We start from the raw sequence: 16,593 nt of genomic DNA, 5'->3' as shown, positions 1-16,593 counted from the left end.
CGGCTGAACCGGTCTGAGAGAATTGCGGTGTGATCTCTCGAATCGATCTGCGCGGTACCGCCCTCCCCGAGGGTGGCGCCCTGCGCGACCTGCTGCCCCGTGCCGAGTTCGACGTGGAAGCCGCCCTGGAGACGGTGCGGCCCATCTGCGAGGACGTACGCCATCGTGGCTCGGCGGCAGTGATCGACTGGGGGGAGAAATTCGACCGCGTCCGGCTCGACTCGATCCGGGTCCCCGCCCGCGCGATCACCGAGGCCCTGGAGCAGCTCGATCCCGCCGTGCGCGCCGCCCTGGAGGAGTCGATCCGCCGCGCCCGCCTCGTCCACCGCGAGCAGCGCCGCACCACCCACACCACCCAGGTCGTCCCCGGCGGCACGGTCACCGAGAAGTGGGTGCCCGTCGAGCGCGTAGGGCTCTACGTGCCGGGCGGGCGTGCGGTCTACCCGTCCTCCGTCGTGATGAACGTCGTCCCCGCCCAGGAGGCGGGCGTCGAGGGCCTCGCCGTCTCCTCCCCGCCCCAGAAGGAGTTCGGCGGCCTGCCGCACCCCACGATCCTCGCCGCCTGCGCCCTGCTCGGCGTCGACGAGGTGTACGCCGCCGGCGGCGCCCAGGCCGTCGCGATGTTCGCGTACGGCACCGAGGACTGCCTGCCCGTGAACCTCGTCACGGGCCCCGGCAACATCTACGTCGCCGCCGCCAAGCGCCTCCTCAAGGGCCGTATCGGCATCGACGCCGAGGCCGGCCCCACCGAGATCGCGATCCTCGCCGACGCGAGCGCCGACCCGGTGCACGTCGCCGCCGACCTGATCAGCCAGGCCGAGCACGACCCGATGGCCGCCGCCGTCCTCGTCACCGACTCCGAGGAGCTGGCCGCCGCCACCGAGGCCGAGCTCGGGCCCCAGGTCGCCGCGACCAAGCACGTCGAGGAGCGCATCGAGCCCGCGCTGACCGGCCGCCAGTCCGCGATCGTCCTGGTCGACGACCTGGAGGACGGCCTCAAGGTCGTCGACGCGTACGCCGCCGAGCACCTGGAGATCCAGACGGAGAACGCCGCCGCCGTCGCCGGCCGGGTCCGCAACGCCGGTGCGGTCTTCGTCGGCCCGTGGTCGCCCGTCTCCCTCGGCGACTACTGCGCCGGCTCCAACCACGTCCTGCCCACCGGCGGCTGCGCCTGCCACTCCTCGGGCCTCTCCGTGCAGTCCTTCCTGCGCGGCATCCACATCGTCGACTACACCCGCGACGCCCTCGCCGAGGTCACCCACCACGTGGTGACCCTCGCCGAGGCGGAGGACCTCCCCGCCCACGGCGCCGCGCTCAAGGCCAGGTTCGGCTGGAAGGTTCCGCAAGCGTGACGAACAGCACCAACGCCTGGGACGCGCTCCCGATCCGCGACGAGCTGCGCGGCCAGTCCCCGTACGGGGCGCCCCAGCTCGACGTGCCGGTCCGGCTGAACACCAACGAGAACCCTTACCCCCTGCCCGACGCGCTCGTCGACCGCATCGCCGAGCGGGTCCGCGAGGCCGCCCGCGACCTCAACCGCTACCCCGACCGCGACGCCGTGGAGCTGCGCACCGAGCTCGCCCGCTACCTCACCCGCACCGCGGGCCACGAGGTGGCGGCGGCCAACGTCTGGGCGGCCAACGGATCCAACGAGGTCCTCCAGCAGCTGCTGCAGACCTTCGGCGGCCCCGGGCGCACCGCGATCGGCTTCGAGCCCTCGTACTCCATGCACGCCCTCATCGCCCGCGGCACCGGCACCGGCTGGATCTCCGGACCGCGCAACGAGGACTTCACCATCGACGTGGAGGCGGCGAGGAAGACCATCGCCGAGCACCGGCCCGAGGTCGTCTTCATCACCTCGCCCAACAACCCCACCGGCACCGCCGTGGACGCGGACACCGTCGTCGCCCTGTACGACGCGGCCCAGGCCGCCCGGCCCTCGATGGTCGTCGTCGACGAGGCGTACGGCGAGTTCAGCCACCGCCCCTCGCTGCTCCCGCTGATCGAGGGCCGCCCGCACCTGGTCCTCTCGCGCACCATGTCCAAGGCGTTCGGCGCCGCGGGCCTGCGCCTCGGCTACCTCGCGGCGGCACCGGCCGTCGTCGACGCGGTCCAGCTGGTGCGGCTGCCGTACCACCTGTCCTCCGTCACGCAGGCCACCGCGCTCGCCGCCCTGGAGCACACCGATACGCTGCTCGGGTACGTCGCGCAGCTCAAGAGCGAGCGCGACCGGCTGGTCGACGCGCTGCGGGAGTCCGGCTTCGCCGTCACCGACTCGGACGCCAACTTCGTCCAGTTCGGCCGCTTCGCCGACAGCCACATCGCCTGGCAGCAGATCCTCGACCGGGGCGTCCTGGTCCGGGACAACGGCGTACCGGGGTGGCTGCGGGTCTCCGCGGGAACCCCGGCAGAGAACGACGCGTTCCTCGATGCGGTGCGCGAACTGAAGAAGGAGCACGACGCATGAGCCGCGTAGGCAGGGTGGAACGGACCACCAAGGAGACCTCCGTGCTCGTCGAGATCAACCTCGACGGCACCGGCAAGGTCGATGTCGCGACCGGGGTCGGCTTCTACGACCACATGCTCGACCAGCTCGGCCGGCACGGGCTCTTCGACCTCACGGTGAAGACCGAGGGCGACCTGCACATCGACTCGCACCACACCATCGAGGACACCGCCCTCGCGCTCGGCGCCGCCTTCAAGCAGGCGCTCGGCGACAAGGTCGGCATCTACCGCTTCGGCAACTGCACCGTCCCCCTCGACGAGTCGCTCGCCCAGGTCACCGTCGACCTCTCCGGCCGCCCCTACCTGGTGCACACCGAGCCGGAGAAGATGGCGCCGATGATCGGCGAGTACGACACGACGATGACCCGGCACATCCTGGAGTCCTTCGTCGCCCAGGCGCAGATCGCCCTGCACGTCCACGTCCCGTACGGCCGCAACGCCCACCACATCGTGGAGTGCCAGTTCAAGGCGCTGGCCCGCGCCCTGCGCTACGCCAGCGAGCACGACCCGCGCGCAGCCGGGATCCTCCCGTCCACGAAGGGCGCCCTGTGACCGGCCTCAACACCGTTCTGATCATCGTCGGCCTCTTCCTGGCCGGCGGCGTCTACTCCTTCTGGAAGCAGGGCATGCCCAAGGGCGTCGTCGTGCTCCTCGGAATCGGATCCGTGATGTGCCTGGTGGCGGGCATCATGCGGATCCAGGGACTCTGGGACTGAGGTAGAGGACTGTGAGCGACAAGAAGAAGGTCGTCGTCTTCGACTACGGCTTCGGCAACGTCCGTTCCGCCGAGCGGGCCCTCGCCCACGTCGGCGGGGACGTGGAGATCACCCGCGACTTCGACACCGCGATGAACGCCGACGGACTCCTCGTCCCCGGCGTCGGCGCCTTCTCCGCCTGCATGGCGGGCCTGAAGGAGGCGCGCGGCGACTGGATCGTCGGCCGCAGGCTGTCCGGCGGGCGTCCCGTCATGGGCATCTGCGTCGGCATGCAGATCCTGTTCGAGCGCGGCATCGAGCACGGCGTCGAGACGGAGGGCCTCGACGAGTGGCCCGGCACCGTCGGACCGCTGAAGGCCGACGTCGTCCCGCACATGGGCTGGAACACCGTCGAGGCCCCCGAGGGGTCCCAGCTCTTCGCGGGCCTGGACGCCGACGCCCGCTACTACTTCGTGCACTCCTACGCGGCGCACGACTGGTCCCTCGAAGTGACCAACGCCAAGATCCGTGCCCCCAAGGTCACCTGGGCCACGCACGGAGAGCGGTTCGTGGCCGCCGTGGAGAACGGCGCGCTGTGGGCCACCCAGTTCCACCCCGAGAAGTCCGGCGATGCCGGCGCCCAGCTGCTGACCAACTGGATCGAGACGCTGTAATGCCGAAGCTTGAACTGCTCCCCGCCGTAGACGTCCGCGACGGACAGGCCGTCCGCCTCGTGCACGGCGAATCCGGCTCCGAGACCTCCTACGGCTCCCCGCTCGAGGCGGCCCTCGCCTGGCAGAGCTCCGGCGCCGAGTGGCTCCACCTCGTCGACCTGGACGCCGCCTTCGGCACCGGCGACAACCGCGCGCTCATCGCCGAGGTGGCCGGAGCCATGGACATCAAGGTCGAGCTCTCCGGGGGCATCCGCGACGACGCCTCCCTGGAGGCCGCCCTCGCCACCGGCTGCCGCCGCGTCAATCTCGGCACCGCCGCGCTGGAAACCCCCGAGTGGGTCGCCAAGGTCATCGCCGAGCACGGCGACAAGATCGCCGTCGGCCTCGACGTCCGGGGCACCACCCTGCGCGGCCGCGGCTGGACCCGCGACGGCGGCGACCTCTACGAGACGCTCGCCCGCCTCGACTCCGAGGGCTGCGCCCGCTACGTGGTGACCGACATCGCCAAGGACGGCACGCTGCAGGGCCCCAACCTCGCCCTCCTGCGCGACGTCTGCGCCGCCACCGACAAGCCCGTCGTCGCCTCCGGCGGCGTCTCCTCGCTGGCCGACCTCCGCGCGATCTCCCTGCTCGTCCCGGAAGGCGTCGAGGGAGCCATCGTCGGCAAGGCGCTGTACGCCAAGGCGTTCACCCTGGAAGAGGCCCTCAAGGCGGTCGCCGGATGACGGACTTCGTACGCCGCCTCTCCTCGGGCGGCCCCTGGGAGGAGAAGTTCGGCTACTCCCGGGCGGTCCAGCTCCCGAACGGCCTTGTCCTGGTCTCCGGCTGCACCTCCGTGGTCAACGGCCAGATCTCCGCGGGCGGTCCGTACGAGCAGGCCGTCGCCTCCTTCCAGGTCGCCTTCGACGCCCTGAAGCAGGCCGGACTCGGCCGCGAGGACGTCGTCCGTACCCGGATGTACATCACGCACGCCCGCGACGTCGACGAGGTGGGCCGCGCCCACAAGGAGCTGTTCGACGACGTGCGCCCCGCGGCCTCCATGATCATCGTGTCCGGCTTCGTCGACCCCTCCCTCGTCGTCGAGGTCGAGGTCGAGGCCTACCGGGCAGGTGAGCGATGAGCCTCGCCGTACGGGTCATCCCGTGCCTGGACGTCGACCAGGGCCGCGTCGTCAAGGGCGTCAACTTCCAGAACCTGCGCGACGCGGGCGACCCCGTCGAGATGGCCAAGCTGTACGACGCCGAGGGCGCCGACGAGCTGACCTTCCTCGACATCACCGCCTCCAGCGGTGACCGCGAGACGACGTACGACGTGGTGCGCCGCACCGCCGAGCAGGTCTTCATCCCGCTCACCGTCGGCGGCGGGGTCCGCACCCCCGACGATGTCGACAAGCTGCTGCGCGCCGGGGCCGACAAGGTCGGCGTCAACACCGCCGCCATCGCCCGCCCCGACCTGATCCGCGAGATCGCCGAACGCTTCGGGCGCCAGGTACTCGTGCTTTCCGTCGACGCCCGGCGCACCCCCGAGGGCACCTTCGAGGTGACGACCCACGGCGGCCGCAGGGGCACCGGCATCGGCGCCGTCGAGTGGGCGCACCGGGCGGCCGAGCTCGGGGCGGGCGAGATCCTGCTCAACTCGATGGACGCGGACGGCACGAAGGACGGCTACGACACCGAGATGATCAAGGCGGTACGGGCCCACGTCACCGTCCCCGTCATCGCCTCGGGCGGCGCGGGCCGTCTCGCGGACTTCCCGCCGGCCGTCGGCGCCGGCGCCGACGCGGTGCTCGCAGCGTCGGTCTTCCACTTCGGTGACCTGCGGATCTCCGAGGTCAAGGGTGCCCTGCGCGAGGCCGGGCACCCCGTTCGCTGACCCGGGGCGGGGAGATCGCCGGCCGCGAAGACCGGCGATCTCGCCGATGTCCGCCCGGTGGGCGCGCCGACAGAGTGGCGCCGTCAACAACATGACGGCGCCACCACGCGGTGCTCCCCCGAAGGCCCCAGGACGACGGGGCGGCCGGCTGCCGCGGTGTGGTTCGCCACAACCGAGAGGATCCCCCCTCGTGCAGCAGCACCTCCCCTCCGGCGACATCTCCCCGCGCCGCCACCGGATGTCCAAGAGCCGGTCCCGCACCGTCAAGTTCGCCGTCGCGGCGGCGGCCGCCACGGCCGGTCTGGTCACGGCGCTGATGCCGGGCGCCCAGGCCGCCGACAATCCGTACGAGCGCGGTCCGGCGCCGAGCAATTCGAGCATCGAGGCGAGCCGCGGTTCGTACGCGACGTCCCAGACCACGGTCTCCTCACTGAGTGTCAGGGGCTTCGGCGGCGGCACGATCTACTACCCGACGTCCACCTCGGACGGGACGTTCGGCGCGGTCGTCATCTCGCCCGGTTTCACCGCCTACCAGTCGAGCATCGCGTGGCTGGGTCCGCGTCTGGCGTCGCAGGGCTTCGTGGTGTTCACCATCGACACCAACACCACGTCGGACCAGCCGGCCAGTCGCGGTGACCAACTGCTTGCCGCGCTGGACTACCTGACCGGGGACAGTTCGGTCCGTACCCGGGTGGACTCCTCCCGGCTTGGTGTGATGGGGCACTCGATGGGTGGTGGCGGCACGCTGGAGGCCGCCAAGGACCGTCCGTCGCTGAAGGCGGCGATCCCGCTGACCGGCTGGAACCTCGACAAGTCCTGGCCGGAGGTGCAGACCCCCACTCTGGTGGTCGGGGCGGACGGTGACACGGTCGCGTCGGTCGCCTCGCACTCGGAGCCGTTCTACAACTCGCTGCCGAGCTCGCTGGACAAGGCGTACCTGGAGCTTCGGGGTGCCACCCACTTCACGCCGAACACGTCCAACACGACGATCGCGAAGTACAGCATCTCGTGGCTGAAGCGCTTCATCGACAACGACACCCGCTACGAGCAGTTCCTCTGCCCGATCCCGTCGACGAGCCTGACGATCGCCGAGTACAAGGGCAACTGCCCGCACACCTCCTGACCGACGGACCAGGGGCCGGACCGCGTGCACGCGGTCCGGCCCTTCGTGCTGCCGCCCGCCGCCCGCTGTCCGCTGCCCGCCGCCCGCCGCCCGTCGGTCGGCCGCGGGATCCGGAGCGAAGACCGGCGATCTCGCCGATGACCGCGTGGGGTGCCCGGCGCGAGAGTGGCGGCAGGTCGATGAAGGACGGCGCTACCGACGCGGTGCACTCCCGAAGCCCCTGGACGACGGGGCGGTCGGCGGCCCGACGCGGTTCCGCCACAATCGAGAGGAATCCCCGTGCAGCAGCACCTCCCCTCCGGCGACATCTCCCCGAGCCGCCACCGGATGTCGAAGAGCCGCTCCCGCACCGTCAAGGGCGCCCTGGCGGCAGCGGCGGCGACCGCCGGTCTGCTCACCGCGCTCGTCCCCGGCGGCGCCCAGGCCGCCGACAACCCGTACGAGCGCGGTCCGGCGCCCAGCAACTCGAGCATCGAGGCGAGCCGCGGTTCGTACGCCACGTCCCAGACGTCCGTGTCGTCGCTGAGCGTCAGAGGGTTCGGCGGCGGCACGATCTACTACCCGACGTCCACCTCGGACGGGACGTTCGGCGCGGTCGTCATCTCGCCCGGTTTCACCGCCTACCAGTCGAGCATCGCGTGGCTGGGTCCGCGTCTGGCGTCGCAGGGCTTCGTGGTGTTCACCATCGACACCAACACCACGCTGGACCAGCCGGCCAGTCGCGGTGACCAACTGCTCGCCGCGCTCGACTACCTGACCGAGGACAGTTCGGTCCGTACCCGGGTGGACTCCTCCCGGCTTGGCGTGATGGGGCACTCCATGGGTGGTGGCGGCACGCTGGAGGCCGCGAAGGACCGTCCGTCGCTGAAGGCGGCGATCCCGCTGACCGGCTGGAACACGGACAAGACGTGGCCGGAGGTGCAGACCCCGACCCTGGTGGTCGGGGCGGACGGTGACACGGTCGCGTCGGTCGCCTCGCACTCGGAGCCGTTCTACAACTCGCTGCCGAGCTCGCTGGACAAGGCGTACCTGGAGCTTCGGGGTGCCACCCACTTCACGCCGAACACGTCCAACACGACGATCGCGAAGTACAGCATCTCGTGGCTGAAGCGCTTCATCGACAACGACACCCGCTACGAGCAGTTCCTCTGCCCGATCCCGTCGACGAGCCTGACGATCGCGGAGTACCGGGGCAACTGCCCGCACTGATCCGGGGGCGACCGGGGCCGGACCGCGCGTACCGCGGTCCGGCCCCTTCGCGTCGCCCGGTCTCAGCCGCGCGAGAGGAACGCCGTGATGGCCTCGGCGAATCCGGGATCGCGCACCGCCGTCAGGTGGTCGCCCGGCAGCACGGTCAGCTCGGCCCCCGCGATCGCCGAGGCCAGCACCTCGGGCCGGTTCGCGAGGGGATCGCTCGCACCGGCCAGGACCAGCGTGGGGACGACGATCCGGTCCAGCGGGAGCGCGTCCCGGTGCACCGCCCGTATCTGCGCGGCCAGCGCCAGCCGGTCGCCGCCCGCCGTGTCGGCCAGCACCCGGAACGCCCGGGTCCGCTCCGGGGCGTCCGCCGCGTCGTCGGCCGTCAGCGCCGCCGACACCAGTTCGGGCGGCATCACCCGGGTGTCCAGGCCGCCCACCTCCACCGCGCCCGCACCTATGCCCCCGGCCACCAGACGGCTGACGCGCGCGTCCTCCGCCGCGGCCAGGACCGCCACCACCGCGCCCATGGAATACCCCACGAGATGCACGTGGTCCGCGCCGATGCGGTCGATGAGCAGACGCACGTCACGGGCCATCAGCGACTCGCCGTAGTAGGTGTCGTCGTGCGGCCGGTCCGACTCGCCGTGGCCCCGCGCGTCCAGGGCGTACACCCGCCGGCCCCGCGCCACGAGCGCCTCGACGACGCCGGGGCCCTCCCAGTTCAGCCGGGCGTGCGCGGCGAAGCCGTGCAGCAGGACGACCGGGGGCAGGCCGCCGTCCGGATTCCGCGACCAGGACCAGTAACGCAGGGTCAAACCGTCGTGTGTACGCAATTCATCAGTCATGCACCGACGTTACGGGCGGCCGCCGCGGAACGGGCCTCGGCTGTGCCCCGGCACAGCACGGACGCCGTTCCGTTGGGAGCCCGCACCGCTCCGGGCCGACGGGGAACCGGGAGCGGACGCGAGCCTTCCGACGCTGTTTACGCGGAAGTAACGTGAGGGCGTGACCCCATCGACGACCGTGCACAGTCCGCTCCGGCTGTACGGCCGCAGCGGTGAACTGGCCATCCTGGAAACCCTGTTGGGAAAGCTGCGGGCAGGGGACGGCGGAACCCTCGTGCTGACCTCGCCACCCGGCCTCGGCCGTACCGCCCTGCTGCGGCAGGCCGCCGCCCACTACCTCGGACGGCACGGCGGACCCGTCCTGTACGCCGCCGCCGCCCCCACCGAACGGCGACTGCCCTACAGCGGGCTGCACGCCCTCCTCTGCTCCGCCCCCGGCCCGCTGCCCGTCACGCCCGACACCATCCTGGGCTCCGGGATCACCCCCGGCGGACTGCTCGGCCTGCTGCGGGGCCTGGGAGCCGAACAGCCCCTGCTGGTCTGCGTGGACGACGCGCACGCCTGGGACCCCGACTCCCGGGCCGCACTCGTCTTCGCCGCCCGCAGACTCGGCGCGGGCAGCCGGGTCGCCGTGGTGATCGGCGCGGCCGACGAGACCGCCTTCGCAGGGCTGCCCGCCCTGCGCCTCGGCCCGCTCGACGACGACGCGGCGACCGCGCTCCTGGACCGGCTGACCGACGGCACGGTGGATCTCGACCCCGTCGTACGCAGCGAACTCCTGCGCGAGGCGGCGGGCAACCCGCGGCTGCTGGCCGGGCTGGCCGGCCGTCTCACTCCGGGGCAGCTGGCCGGGCGCACCGCGCTGCCGTACCCGCTCCCCGGCGCCGAGGGCGTCCTCGACGCCCACGCCGAGCACCTGGACGGCCTGCCGCCCGAGACCCGCACCCTGCTCCTGCTGGCCGCGGCCGCGGAGGAGCACGAGCCGGACGGGGCCGGAGCCGACGCCGCCCTCCTGCTGAGGGCGGGGGCCCGCGCCGGGCTGGCGACCGCGTACCTCGACCGGGTGCTCTTCGCGCCCGCCGGCACCGCCGGGGCGCTCCAACGCGCGGGCAGCCGCGTGCACTTCAGCCACCCGCTGCTGCGCCGCGCCGTCCTGCACCGGGCACCGCCCGGCCGCCGCAGGGCCGTGCACGAACTGCTCGCCGGGCTGCTCACCGGGCCCGGCTCGGCCCCGCTGCCCGCGCTCGTCCAGCTGGCCTGCGCCGCGCCCGGGCCGGACGCCGCGCTCGCCGCAAAGCTGGAGGCCGCTGCCACCGCCCCGCGCCCGCACGGCGAACGCTCGGCGGCGCTGGCCCGCGCCGCCGCGCTCTCCACCGACGAGGCCCTGCGCGCCGCACGGTTCACCGCCGCCGCCGAACAGGCACGGCTGGCCGGCGACTCCGGCCGGGCCCGCGCCATGCTGGCCCGCGTCGGCCCCCACCTCGCCGGAGGCGCCGCGCCCTACGTACGCGGCATGCTCGCCCTGCGCGACGGGCCGGCCGCCGACGCCCGTGAGGCCCTCCTGACCGCGGCGGAGCTGCTCGCCCCGCACGATCCCCGCCGCACCCTGGACGCCCTGTTCGGCGCGGCGGAGGCGGCGTGGGACATGGGGGACGCCATCGCCTACCTGGACGCCATGAACCGCGTCCCCGTCGCCGCCGCCGACCGGTCCATGGCGCAGTACCGCGCCGGGATGTGCGCCGTGCTCGCCGGACACTCCGACCGGGGCCACGCCCTCCTGCGGTGCTGCCTCGACTCCGCCGACCGCGCCGAGGACGCCGAGGAGCTCGTGCGGGCGGGCGCCTCGGCCCTGGTGCTCGGCGAGGTCGACGCGGCCTGCCGGGCAGGGGCCCGCGCCCTCGCCGTCGTACGCCTCCGGGGGCCCGAAGCCCTGCTGCCGCACGCCCTGGAACAGCTCGCCTACGCCGAACTGCGCTCCGGGCAGCACGCCAGGGCCCGGGCCCACGCACTGGAAGGGCTGCACGCGGCCCGCCGTACCGGGCAGCAGAACTCCGCCACCCATCTGCACTCCGTGCTCGCGCTCGCCGCCTCGGTGGAGGGGCCCGCCGAGGCGTGCGCCGCCCATGCCGACGCAGCGCTGGCCGGGGCGGGGCCGCACGGTCTGGCCCAGGCCGCCATGCTCGCCACCTGGGCGGTCGCCCGCGCGGACCTGGCGGCCGGGCGGCCCGGCGAGGCGGCGGCCCGGCTCGGCCCGCTGGTCAGGCCGGGGCCGGGGACGGGGCACTTCGCCACCCGGATGCTCGCCGTGCCGTGCTACATCGAGGCGATGGTGCTCTCCGGCCGCGCCGACGACGGGGCCGGAGAACTCGCCGTGGCCGTGGAGGAGTTCGCGCTGTGGACCGCCCGGACGACCGACCCCCAGGTCCCCGCCCAGCTCGCCCGCTGCCGCGCCCTGCTGGCACCGCCCGAGGAGGCCGCCGCCCGGTACGAGGAGGCGCTGGCCCACCACGACCGCGCGGGCGGCGACTTCGAGCGCGCCCGCACTCAGCTCCTCCACGGCCAGCTGCTGCGCCGGCTGCGCCGCACCCGTGAGGCCCGCGGCCCGCTGCGCGACGCGCTGGTCGCCTTCGAGCGCTGCTCGGCCCGCGTCTGGGCCGAACGGGCGGGCGGGGAGCTGCGGGCCGCCGGGGAGGCGGTGGACGCGCCGGACCAGAGCGGCCCCGGGCCGCTTGCCGGACTGACCCCCCAGCAGCAGCGGATCGCGCGCTGTGTCGCGGAGGGCGCCACCAACCGCGAGGTGGCGGTGCGGCTCTCGGTCAGCCCGCGGACCGTCGACCACCATCTCCGCAACGTCTTCGCGGCGCTCGGGGTCAGGTCCCGGACCGAGCTCGCGAGGCTGCTGGACCGCTAGGGCCTCTCGTTCGGATCATGCTGGGCTCGCGCGCCCTGGCTCCGCACCTCGCGGCGTCGTCGTCGGTCGGCATGGCTCCTTCCCCGAGCTCTCGGCTTCGCTCGAGCAGGGGAGATACCCCGACGTCTCCCTCCTCCGCCTTGCGATGCACGGCACCGGACCACGCTCCCTGATCCGGCCTGATCCGAACGAAAGACGCTAGGCCTCATCCGGCCTGATCCGAGCGAAAGACGCTAGGCCTCATCCGGCCTGATCCGAGCGAAAGACCCCAGGTCTCCCGTCCGGATCGGGCCGGCGGGGCGAGGTTGCAGGACCGTGATGAGAAGAACCGCGCATACCTCTAGGTACCGACCGGGCGGTATGCCATTCTGCGGTCGTCAGGATCGATCGGTGTGCGCCCGCCCAATGCCGGGCCGGGTACACACCGGGGCCGGCCCACCTCGGCCGGCCGATTCCCGGTGGAGGCCGCCATGCCACAGGTCGTACGTTCACGGATCAGGGCGCTGCACGGACCACCCCCCGTAGCGCCGTTGCCGCACCGCTTCCGCTCCCTGGCCGACCGCGAGGCCGTAGCGGTGCTCCACCGGGCGGCCCGCGGGCTCCTGGAGTCGCTGCCGGAGCTCACGGACCGGCTGGTCGAGGCGTTGCGGGAGCAGGAGCCCGCCTACCGCGCCGCGATGGAGACCGAGTCCGCCGAGATCTGGCAGGAGGTCCACCACTCGCTGCGGCACAACGTCGCCTCGCTCATCCAGCCCCGCGAGTTCCGGGAGGCCGCCCACCGCACCTCCCGGTGGATCGGCGAGAGCAGGGCCGAACAGGGCGTACCGCTCGACGCGGTCATGCACGCCTTCCGCATGGGCGGCGCGATGGTCTGGCAGGACCTGGTCGACGACACGGCCCGGCGCCACCCCGAGGACACCCGGCTGCTCGTCCATGTCGCCGCGGACGTATGGAACTTCGTCGACGAGCACTGCGGGGTGGTGGCCGAGGCGTACCGGCAGGCCGAACGGCGGCTCTCCTGGCGCCGCGAGAACCAGCAGCGCCTGATGACGGCGGCCCTGCTGGACGGCACCGCCCGGATCGCGGACCTCCCGGACGCCGCGGCGATGCTGGGCCTCCCGGTGCAGGGGCGATACGCCGTGCTCGCGGTCGCGGGGCCCCGCCGCGCCCCGCACGGCACCGGGCGGCCGCCGGTCGCCCTGGCCGAGGGGACGCCCGCACTCTGGCACTCGGCGGGGGAAGTGGAGCTGGCGATCCTGCCGCTGGGGGCCGCCCCGGCGGCCTCCGAGCCGGAGCCCCCGGGCGACGGCGACACCGAGGCCGCGCCCGCCTCCGACCCGGTCCCCGACGGTGAACTCACCGCGCTCGCCGAGGGCCTGACGGCGCCTCCGGGCACCCGCGTCGGCATCAGCTCGGTGGTCGACGGCCTCACCTCCGTCGGTGACGCGCGGCGCCTCGCCGAGACGGCCCTGCGCACCTGCCCGGCCTCCGGCGGCACCGTCCTGCTCGACGAGCACCTGCCCGCCGCACTCGTCGTCTCCTCGCCCGGCCTCGGGACGGCACTCGCCGACCGGGTCCTGGGGCCGCTGGACCGGCTCGACCCGGCGGACCGGGACGTGCTCATCGAGACGCTGACCGCGTGGCTCGACTCGGACGGCTCGGCCCAGCGGGCCGGAGCGAAGCTGTACTGCCACCGCAACACGGTGCTGAACAGGCTGCGTCGGTTCGAGCAGCTGACGGGCCGCTGTCTGACACGGCCGTCCGACGCCGTCGAGGTGTCCCTGGCGCTGGCGGCACGGCGGCTGCTGCCGGGCTGACGGCGGCCCCCACACGGCGGCGGGGGCGACCGGCCCCGGAGGAGCCGGGCCTCGGGGGCGGTCCTCCCCGGGCCCGGTGGCGCCGGCTGTGCGGCGGCACAGTCCTTCGCCGGGTGGGCTGTACCCGCGCCGCGCCCCGTCCCGGTCCCCTGTGCCGCACCCGCCCCGGCTGATGCCATGACGCGCATGTCTACAGCTGCCCCTTGCACAGCCGTACCGGCGGAGCGGACCCGGTGAGCGGCGCGATCGACGCCCGGTCCCTCGCCGTGGTGATCTTCCTCGCCTTCGTCGCCGTGTCCCTGCTGCTGTGCGGACTCGCCGCCGCCGACCAGGACGATCCGGAACACTTCTACGCGGGCGGCGCCACCCTCGGACCCGTCGGCGCCGGACTGGCCATCGCCGGGGACTACGTATCCGCCGCCACGCTGCTCTCCACCACCGGATCCGTCGCGCTCGCCGGATTCGACGGCCTGCTGTTCGCCCTGGCGACGGTCGCCTCGCTGCTCCTCGTCATGCGCCTCTTCGCCGAACGCCTGCGCCGCAAAGGCGTGTTCACCATGGGGGACTTCCTCGCCGACCGGCTCGGCGACGGGTCCGTACGCCGTGCGCTCGGCGTGGCCACCCTCGTCGTGCTGGCCCCGCTGCTGCTCGTACAGCTCACCACCGCCGGCCGTGTCATGACCTCCATGTTCGGGCTGCCCGACGGCGCCCTCACCGGCTGCACCGTCGCCAGTGGCGCACTGATGGTCTGCTACTCGGCGTTCGGCGGGATGCGGGGCACCGGCTACATCCAGATCCTCAAGGTGGCCGTCGTCCTGGGAGCGGTCACCCTGCTCGCGGGACTCGTCCTCGCGCGCTTCGACTGGTCCCCGTTCGCCCTCTTCGACGCCGCGCAGGCAGGCAGCAAGGCGGGCGGCGACTACGCGCGCCCCGGGCTGCAGTTCGGACACGGACTCGCCGGAGGGCTCGACCTGATCGGCTTCCAGGCCACCCTCGTGCTCGGCGCCGCCTGCATGCCGCACATCATGATGCGGCTCCATCCCATCCGTGACGCCTGGACCGCCCGCCGGGCAGGGATCTGGGCCGTGAGCCCCGTCGCCCTGCTGTGCGTCGGCATCGTCATCGTCGGACTCGGCGCCTCCGCGCTGATCGGCCGGGACCTGCTGCACGCCGCCGATCCGGCCGGCGGTACCGCCCTGCTGATGGTGACCAGCGCCCTCGACCCCGGTGCGGCCGGGCCGCGCGACAGTCCCCTGTTCGCAGTCGTCGCCTGCGCCGCGTTCGCCACCACTCTCGCCGCCGTCGCCGGGATCACCCTGGCCGCCGCCTCGTCCCTGGCCCGCGACTTCAGGGCGAAGTCGGGCGCGCAGGGCGAGGGCAAGGCATCCGCCAGGGAGATCCGGCGCGCCCGCTGGGCCGTCGTCGGCATCGGGGCGCTCGCCGTCCTCCTCTCGGCGTACACCCACGAACGCAACCCCCAGGTGCTGCTCTCCCTCTCGTTCGCGGCGGCGGCCTCGGTCCTGCCGCCCGTCCTGCTGTACGCCCTGTTCCGGCCGCGCTTCAACGCCCGCGGGGTGCGGTGGACCGTGTACGGGACGCTTCCGCTGATCGGCGTCCTGATGGTCCTGTCACCGGCGTTCTCCGGCACTCCGGTCGCGCTCTTCCCGGAGTGGGACTTCGACGTCTTCCCGCTCCAGACCCCGGGCCTGGTCACGATCCCCGCGGGCTTCCTGCTGGGACTGCTGGGGTCCCGGCGGGACCAGGACGCCCCACCGGACGAGCGGCACCGCCACCGGGCCCGCTGGACACCCGAACGAGCACGCGGCGGCGCCTGAGCGGTCCGGGAAGGGGCTACAGCCCGAGCTCGGCCGTGTGCAGCCGGGCCAGCGCGTCCTTGTCGCCGTCCAGCTCCACCCGCGCCGCGTCCTGCCGCCCGGCGGCGAACAGCAGCAGCTCACCCGGCTCCCCGGTGACCGTGACCACCGGGGTGCCCTTGTGGGCGACCGCCGTCTGGCCGTCCGGGCGCCGCAGCACCAGCCCCACGGGTGCACGGCGGCCCAGCATCCGTGCCGTCTTCTCCGTACGCGACCACAGCACATCGGCGAAGACCGGGTCGAGGTCCCGCTGGGACCAGTCGGGCTGGGCCCTGCGCACGTCCTCCGTATGGATGTAGAACTCCACGGTGTTGGCCGCCTCGTCCAGCTGCTTCAGACCGAAGGGGGAGAAGCGCGGCGGTCCCGTACGGATGAGCTGGATCAGCTCCTCGTACGGCTTGGCGGCGAACTCGGCCTGGACCCGCTCCAGCCGGTTCTTCAGGGCACCCAGCATGATCCCGCCCGCCGCGTCGGCGCGGCGTTCACGTACCACGACATGGGCGGCCAGGTCACGGGTCTTCCAGCCGTTGCACAGGGTCTGGGCTTCGGGACCCGCCGCTTCCAACAGGTCGGCGAGCAGAAGACGTTCACGCTTCGCATGGGTCGACATGCCCGCCAGCGTACGACCGACGCCCCCGGTCCGCCCAGTGGACGGACGACCGGGAGGCCCCGTCCGGCGCGGCACAATGGGGCCCATGACCAGCACGCCCGGCTCCACGCCCGCCAGCAATCTCGACCCGGCCGTCGCCGCCCGCCTCAAGCGCGGCCCCGACGGACTGTTCCCGGCCATCGCCCAGCAGTACGACACGGGCGAGGTGCTCATGCTCGGCTGGATGGACGACGAGGCGCTGCACCGCACCCTCACCACGGGCCGCTGCACCTACTGGTCCCGCAGCCGCCAGGAGTACTGGGTCAAGGGCGACACCTCCGGCCACATCCAGAAGGTCAGGTCCGTCGCCCTGGACTGCGACGCCGACACCGTCCTGGTGAAGGTCGACCAGACGGGTGCCGCCTGCCACACCGGGGCCCGCACCTGCTTCGACAAGGACGTCCTCCCGCTCACCGCGCCCCGATAAG

The 16,593-nt window shown here is 73.3% G+C and carries 16 protein-coding genes; 14 read left to right on the top strand and 2 right to left on the bottom strand.

The genetic code is table 11. The features are described from left to right. The first annotated feature begins 29 nt into the window (after positions 1-29). From hisD to ACIP63_RS01430, 10 genes are all read left to right on the top strand, one after another. Positions 30-1,352 carry a histidinol dehydrogenase gene (gene hisD, locus ACIP63_RS01475; RefSeq protein ID WP_401510365.1) on the top strand — a complete coding sequence of 441 codons (1,323 nt, stop codon included), beginning with the start codon at positions 30-32 and terminating at the stop codon, positions 1,350-1,352. Next, positions 1,349-2,467: a histidinol-phosphate transaminase gene (locus ACIP63_RS01470; protein WP_401510363.1), complete on the top strand. Its 1,119-nt coding sequence runs from the start codon at positions 1,349-1,351 to the stop codon at positions 2,465-2,467. Before hisD ends, ACIP63_RS01470 begins: the two co-directional genes overlap by 4 nt. Further along, positions 2,464-3,057 (top strand): imidazoleglycerol-phosphate dehydratase HisB, encoded by a 594-nt coding sequence (gene hisB, locus ACIP63_RS01465; protein WP_031098999.1) that lies wholly within the window; start codon positions 2,464-2,466, stop codon positions 3,055-3,057. Before ACIP63_RS01470 ends, hisB begins: the two co-directional genes overlap by 4 nt. Beyond that, positions 3,054-3,221 carry a hypothetical protein gene (locus tag ACIP63_RS01460; protein WP_164493711.1) on the top strand — a complete coding sequence of 56 codons (168 nt, stop codon included), beginning with the start codon at positions 3,054-3,056 and terminating at the stop codon, positions 3,219-3,221. Before hisB ends, ACIP63_RS01460 begins: the two co-directional genes overlap by 4 nt. Positions 3,222-3,232: 11 nt before the next feature. Then, entirely contained in the window at positions 3,233-3,874 is a 642-nt protein-coding gene (hisH, locus tag ACIP63_RS01455) for an imidazole glycerol phosphate synthase subunit HisH (protein WP_401510360.1), read from the top strand. Next, a complete protein-coding gene (gene priA / locus ACIP63_RS01450) occupies positions 3,874-4,599 on the top strand; it encodes a bifunctional 1-(5-phosphoribosyl)-5-((5-phosphoribosylamino)methylideneamino)imidazole-4-carboxamide isomerase/phosphoribosylanthranilate isomerase PriA (RefSeq protein WP_104789850.1) in 726 nt (241 codons plus the stop codon). The genes hisH and priA overlap by 1 nt, the downstream gene beginning before the upstream one ends. Then, complete coding sequence (locus tag ACIP63_RS01445; RefSeq protein WP_401510357.1) at positions 4,596-4,994, top strand: RidA family protein; 399 nt, start codon at positions 4,596-4,598, stop codon at positions 4,992-4,994. Before priA ends, ACIP63_RS01445 begins: the two co-directional genes overlap by 4 nt. Beyond that, a complete protein-coding gene (gene hisF / locus ACIP63_RS01440; RefSeq protein WP_401510355.1) occupies positions 4,991-5,746 on the top strand; it encodes an imidazole glycerol phosphate synthase subunit HisF in 756 nt (251 codons plus the stop codon). Before ACIP63_RS01445 ends, hisF begins: the two co-directional genes overlap by 4 nt. A gap of 190 nt (positions 5,747-5,936) precedes the next feature. After that, on the top strand, positions 5,937-6,869 hold the full coding sequence (locus tag ACIP63_RS01435; protein ID WP_401510353.1) for an alpha/beta hydrolase family protein: 933 nt from the start codon (positions 5,937-5,939) through the stop codon (positions 6,867-6,869). A 279-nt stretch (positions 6,870-7,148) separates the two neighbouring features. Further along, on the top strand, positions 7,149-8,078 hold the full coding sequence (locus ACIP63_RS01430; protein WP_401510351.1) for an alpha/beta hydrolase family protein: 930 nt from the start codon (positions 7,149-7,151) through the stop codon (positions 8,076-8,078). Positions 8,079-8,140: 62 nt separating this feature from the next. Here ACIP63_RS01430 and ACIP63_RS01425 read toward each other — a convergent pair whose 3' ends face one another. Continuing rightward, a complete protein-coding gene (locus ACIP63_RS01425; protein WP_401510350.1) occupies positions 8,141-8,914 on the bottom strand; it encodes an alpha/beta fold hydrolase in 774 nt (257 codons plus the stop codon). A 160-nt stretch (positions 8,915-9,074) separates the two neighbouring features. Here ACIP63_RS01425 and ACIP63_RS01420 point away from each other — a divergent pair, with 160 nt between their 5' ends. From ACIP63_RS01420 to ACIP63_RS01410, 3 genes are all read left to right on the top strand, one after another. Next, a complete protein-coding gene (locus ACIP63_RS01420) occupies positions 9,075-11,825 on the top strand; it encodes a LuxR C-terminal-related transcriptional regulator (protein WP_401510348.1) in 2,751 nt (916 codons plus the stop codon). 470 nt (positions 11,826-12,295) lie between these two features. Then, positions 12,296-13,642 carry a PucR family transcriptional regulator gene (locus ACIP63_RS01415; protein WP_401510347.1) on the top strand — a complete coding sequence of 449 codons (1,347 nt, stop codon included), beginning with the start codon at positions 12,296-12,298 and terminating at the stop codon, positions 13,640-13,642. Between the two features lie 233 nt (positions 13,643-13,875). After that, entirely contained in the window at positions 13,876-15,477 is a 1,602-nt protein-coding gene (locus ACIP63_RS01410; protein WP_401512226.1) for a cation acetate symporter, read from the top strand. Positions 15,478-15,493: 16 nt separating this feature from the next. Here ACIP63_RS01410 and ACIP63_RS01405 read toward each other — a convergent pair whose 3' ends face one another. After that, complete coding sequence (locus tag ACIP63_RS01405) at positions 15,494-16,126, bottom strand: TIGR03085 family metal-binding protein (protein ID WP_401510345.1); 633 nt, start codon at positions 16,124-16,126, stop codon at positions 15,494-15,496. An 85-nt stretch (positions 16,127-16,211) separates the two neighbouring features. On the opposite strand from ACIP63_RS01405, the gene hisI reads away from it, so the two are divergent. Beyond that, complete coding sequence (gene hisI, locus ACIP63_RS01400; protein WP_401510343.1) at positions 16,212-16,592, top strand: phosphoribosyl-AMP cyclohydrolase; 381 nt, start codon at positions 16,212-16,214, stop codon at positions 16,590-16,592. The last annotated feature ends 1 nt before the right edge of the window (position 16,593 follow it).

Origin of the sequence: Streptomyces sp. NPDC088746, assembly GCF_044751065.1 — a bacterium.
Taxonomy (GTDB): domain Bacteria; phylum Actinomycetota; class Actinomycetes; order Streptomycetales; family Streptomycetaceae; genus Streptomyces.
The sequence above is the reverse complement of the archived record's forward strand: the minus strand, read 5'-3'. Positions and strand labels throughout refer to the sequence as shown.

Excerpts from the sequence above, each read along its gene's own strand:
- hisB (WP_031098999.1), top strand. The coding sequence starts at position 2,464 with ATGAGCCGCGTAGGCAGGGTGGAACGGACCACCAAGGAGACCTCCGTG.
- priA (WP_104789850.1), top strand. The coding sequence starts at position 3,874 with ATGCCGAAGCTTGAACTGCTCCCCGCCGTAGACGTCCGCGACGGACAG.
- ACIP63_RS01445 (WP_401510357.1), top strand. The coding sequence starts at position 4,596 with ATGACGGACTTCGTACGCCGCCTCTCCTCGGGCGGCCCCTGGGAGGAG.
- hisF (WP_401510355.1), top strand. The coding sequence starts at position 4,991 with ATGAGCCTCGCCGTACGGGTCATCCCGTGCCTGGACGTCGACCAGGGC.
- ACIP63_RS01425 (WP_401510350.1), bottom strand. The coding sequence starts at position 8,914 with ATGACTGATGAATTGCGTACACACGACGGTTTGACCCTGCGTTACTGG.
- ACIP63_RS01415 (WP_401510347.1), top strand. The coding sequence starts at position 12,296 with ATGCCACAGGTCGTACGTTCACGGATCAGGGCGCTGCACGGACCACCC.
- ACIP63_RS01405 (WP_401510345.1), bottom strand. The coding sequence starts at position 16,126 with ATGTCGACCCATGCGAAGCGTGAACGTCTTCTGCTCGCCGACCTGTTG.
- hisI (WP_401510343.1), top strand. The coding sequence starts at position 16,212 with ATGACCAGCACGCCCGGCTCCACGCCCGCCAGCAATCTCGACCCGGCC.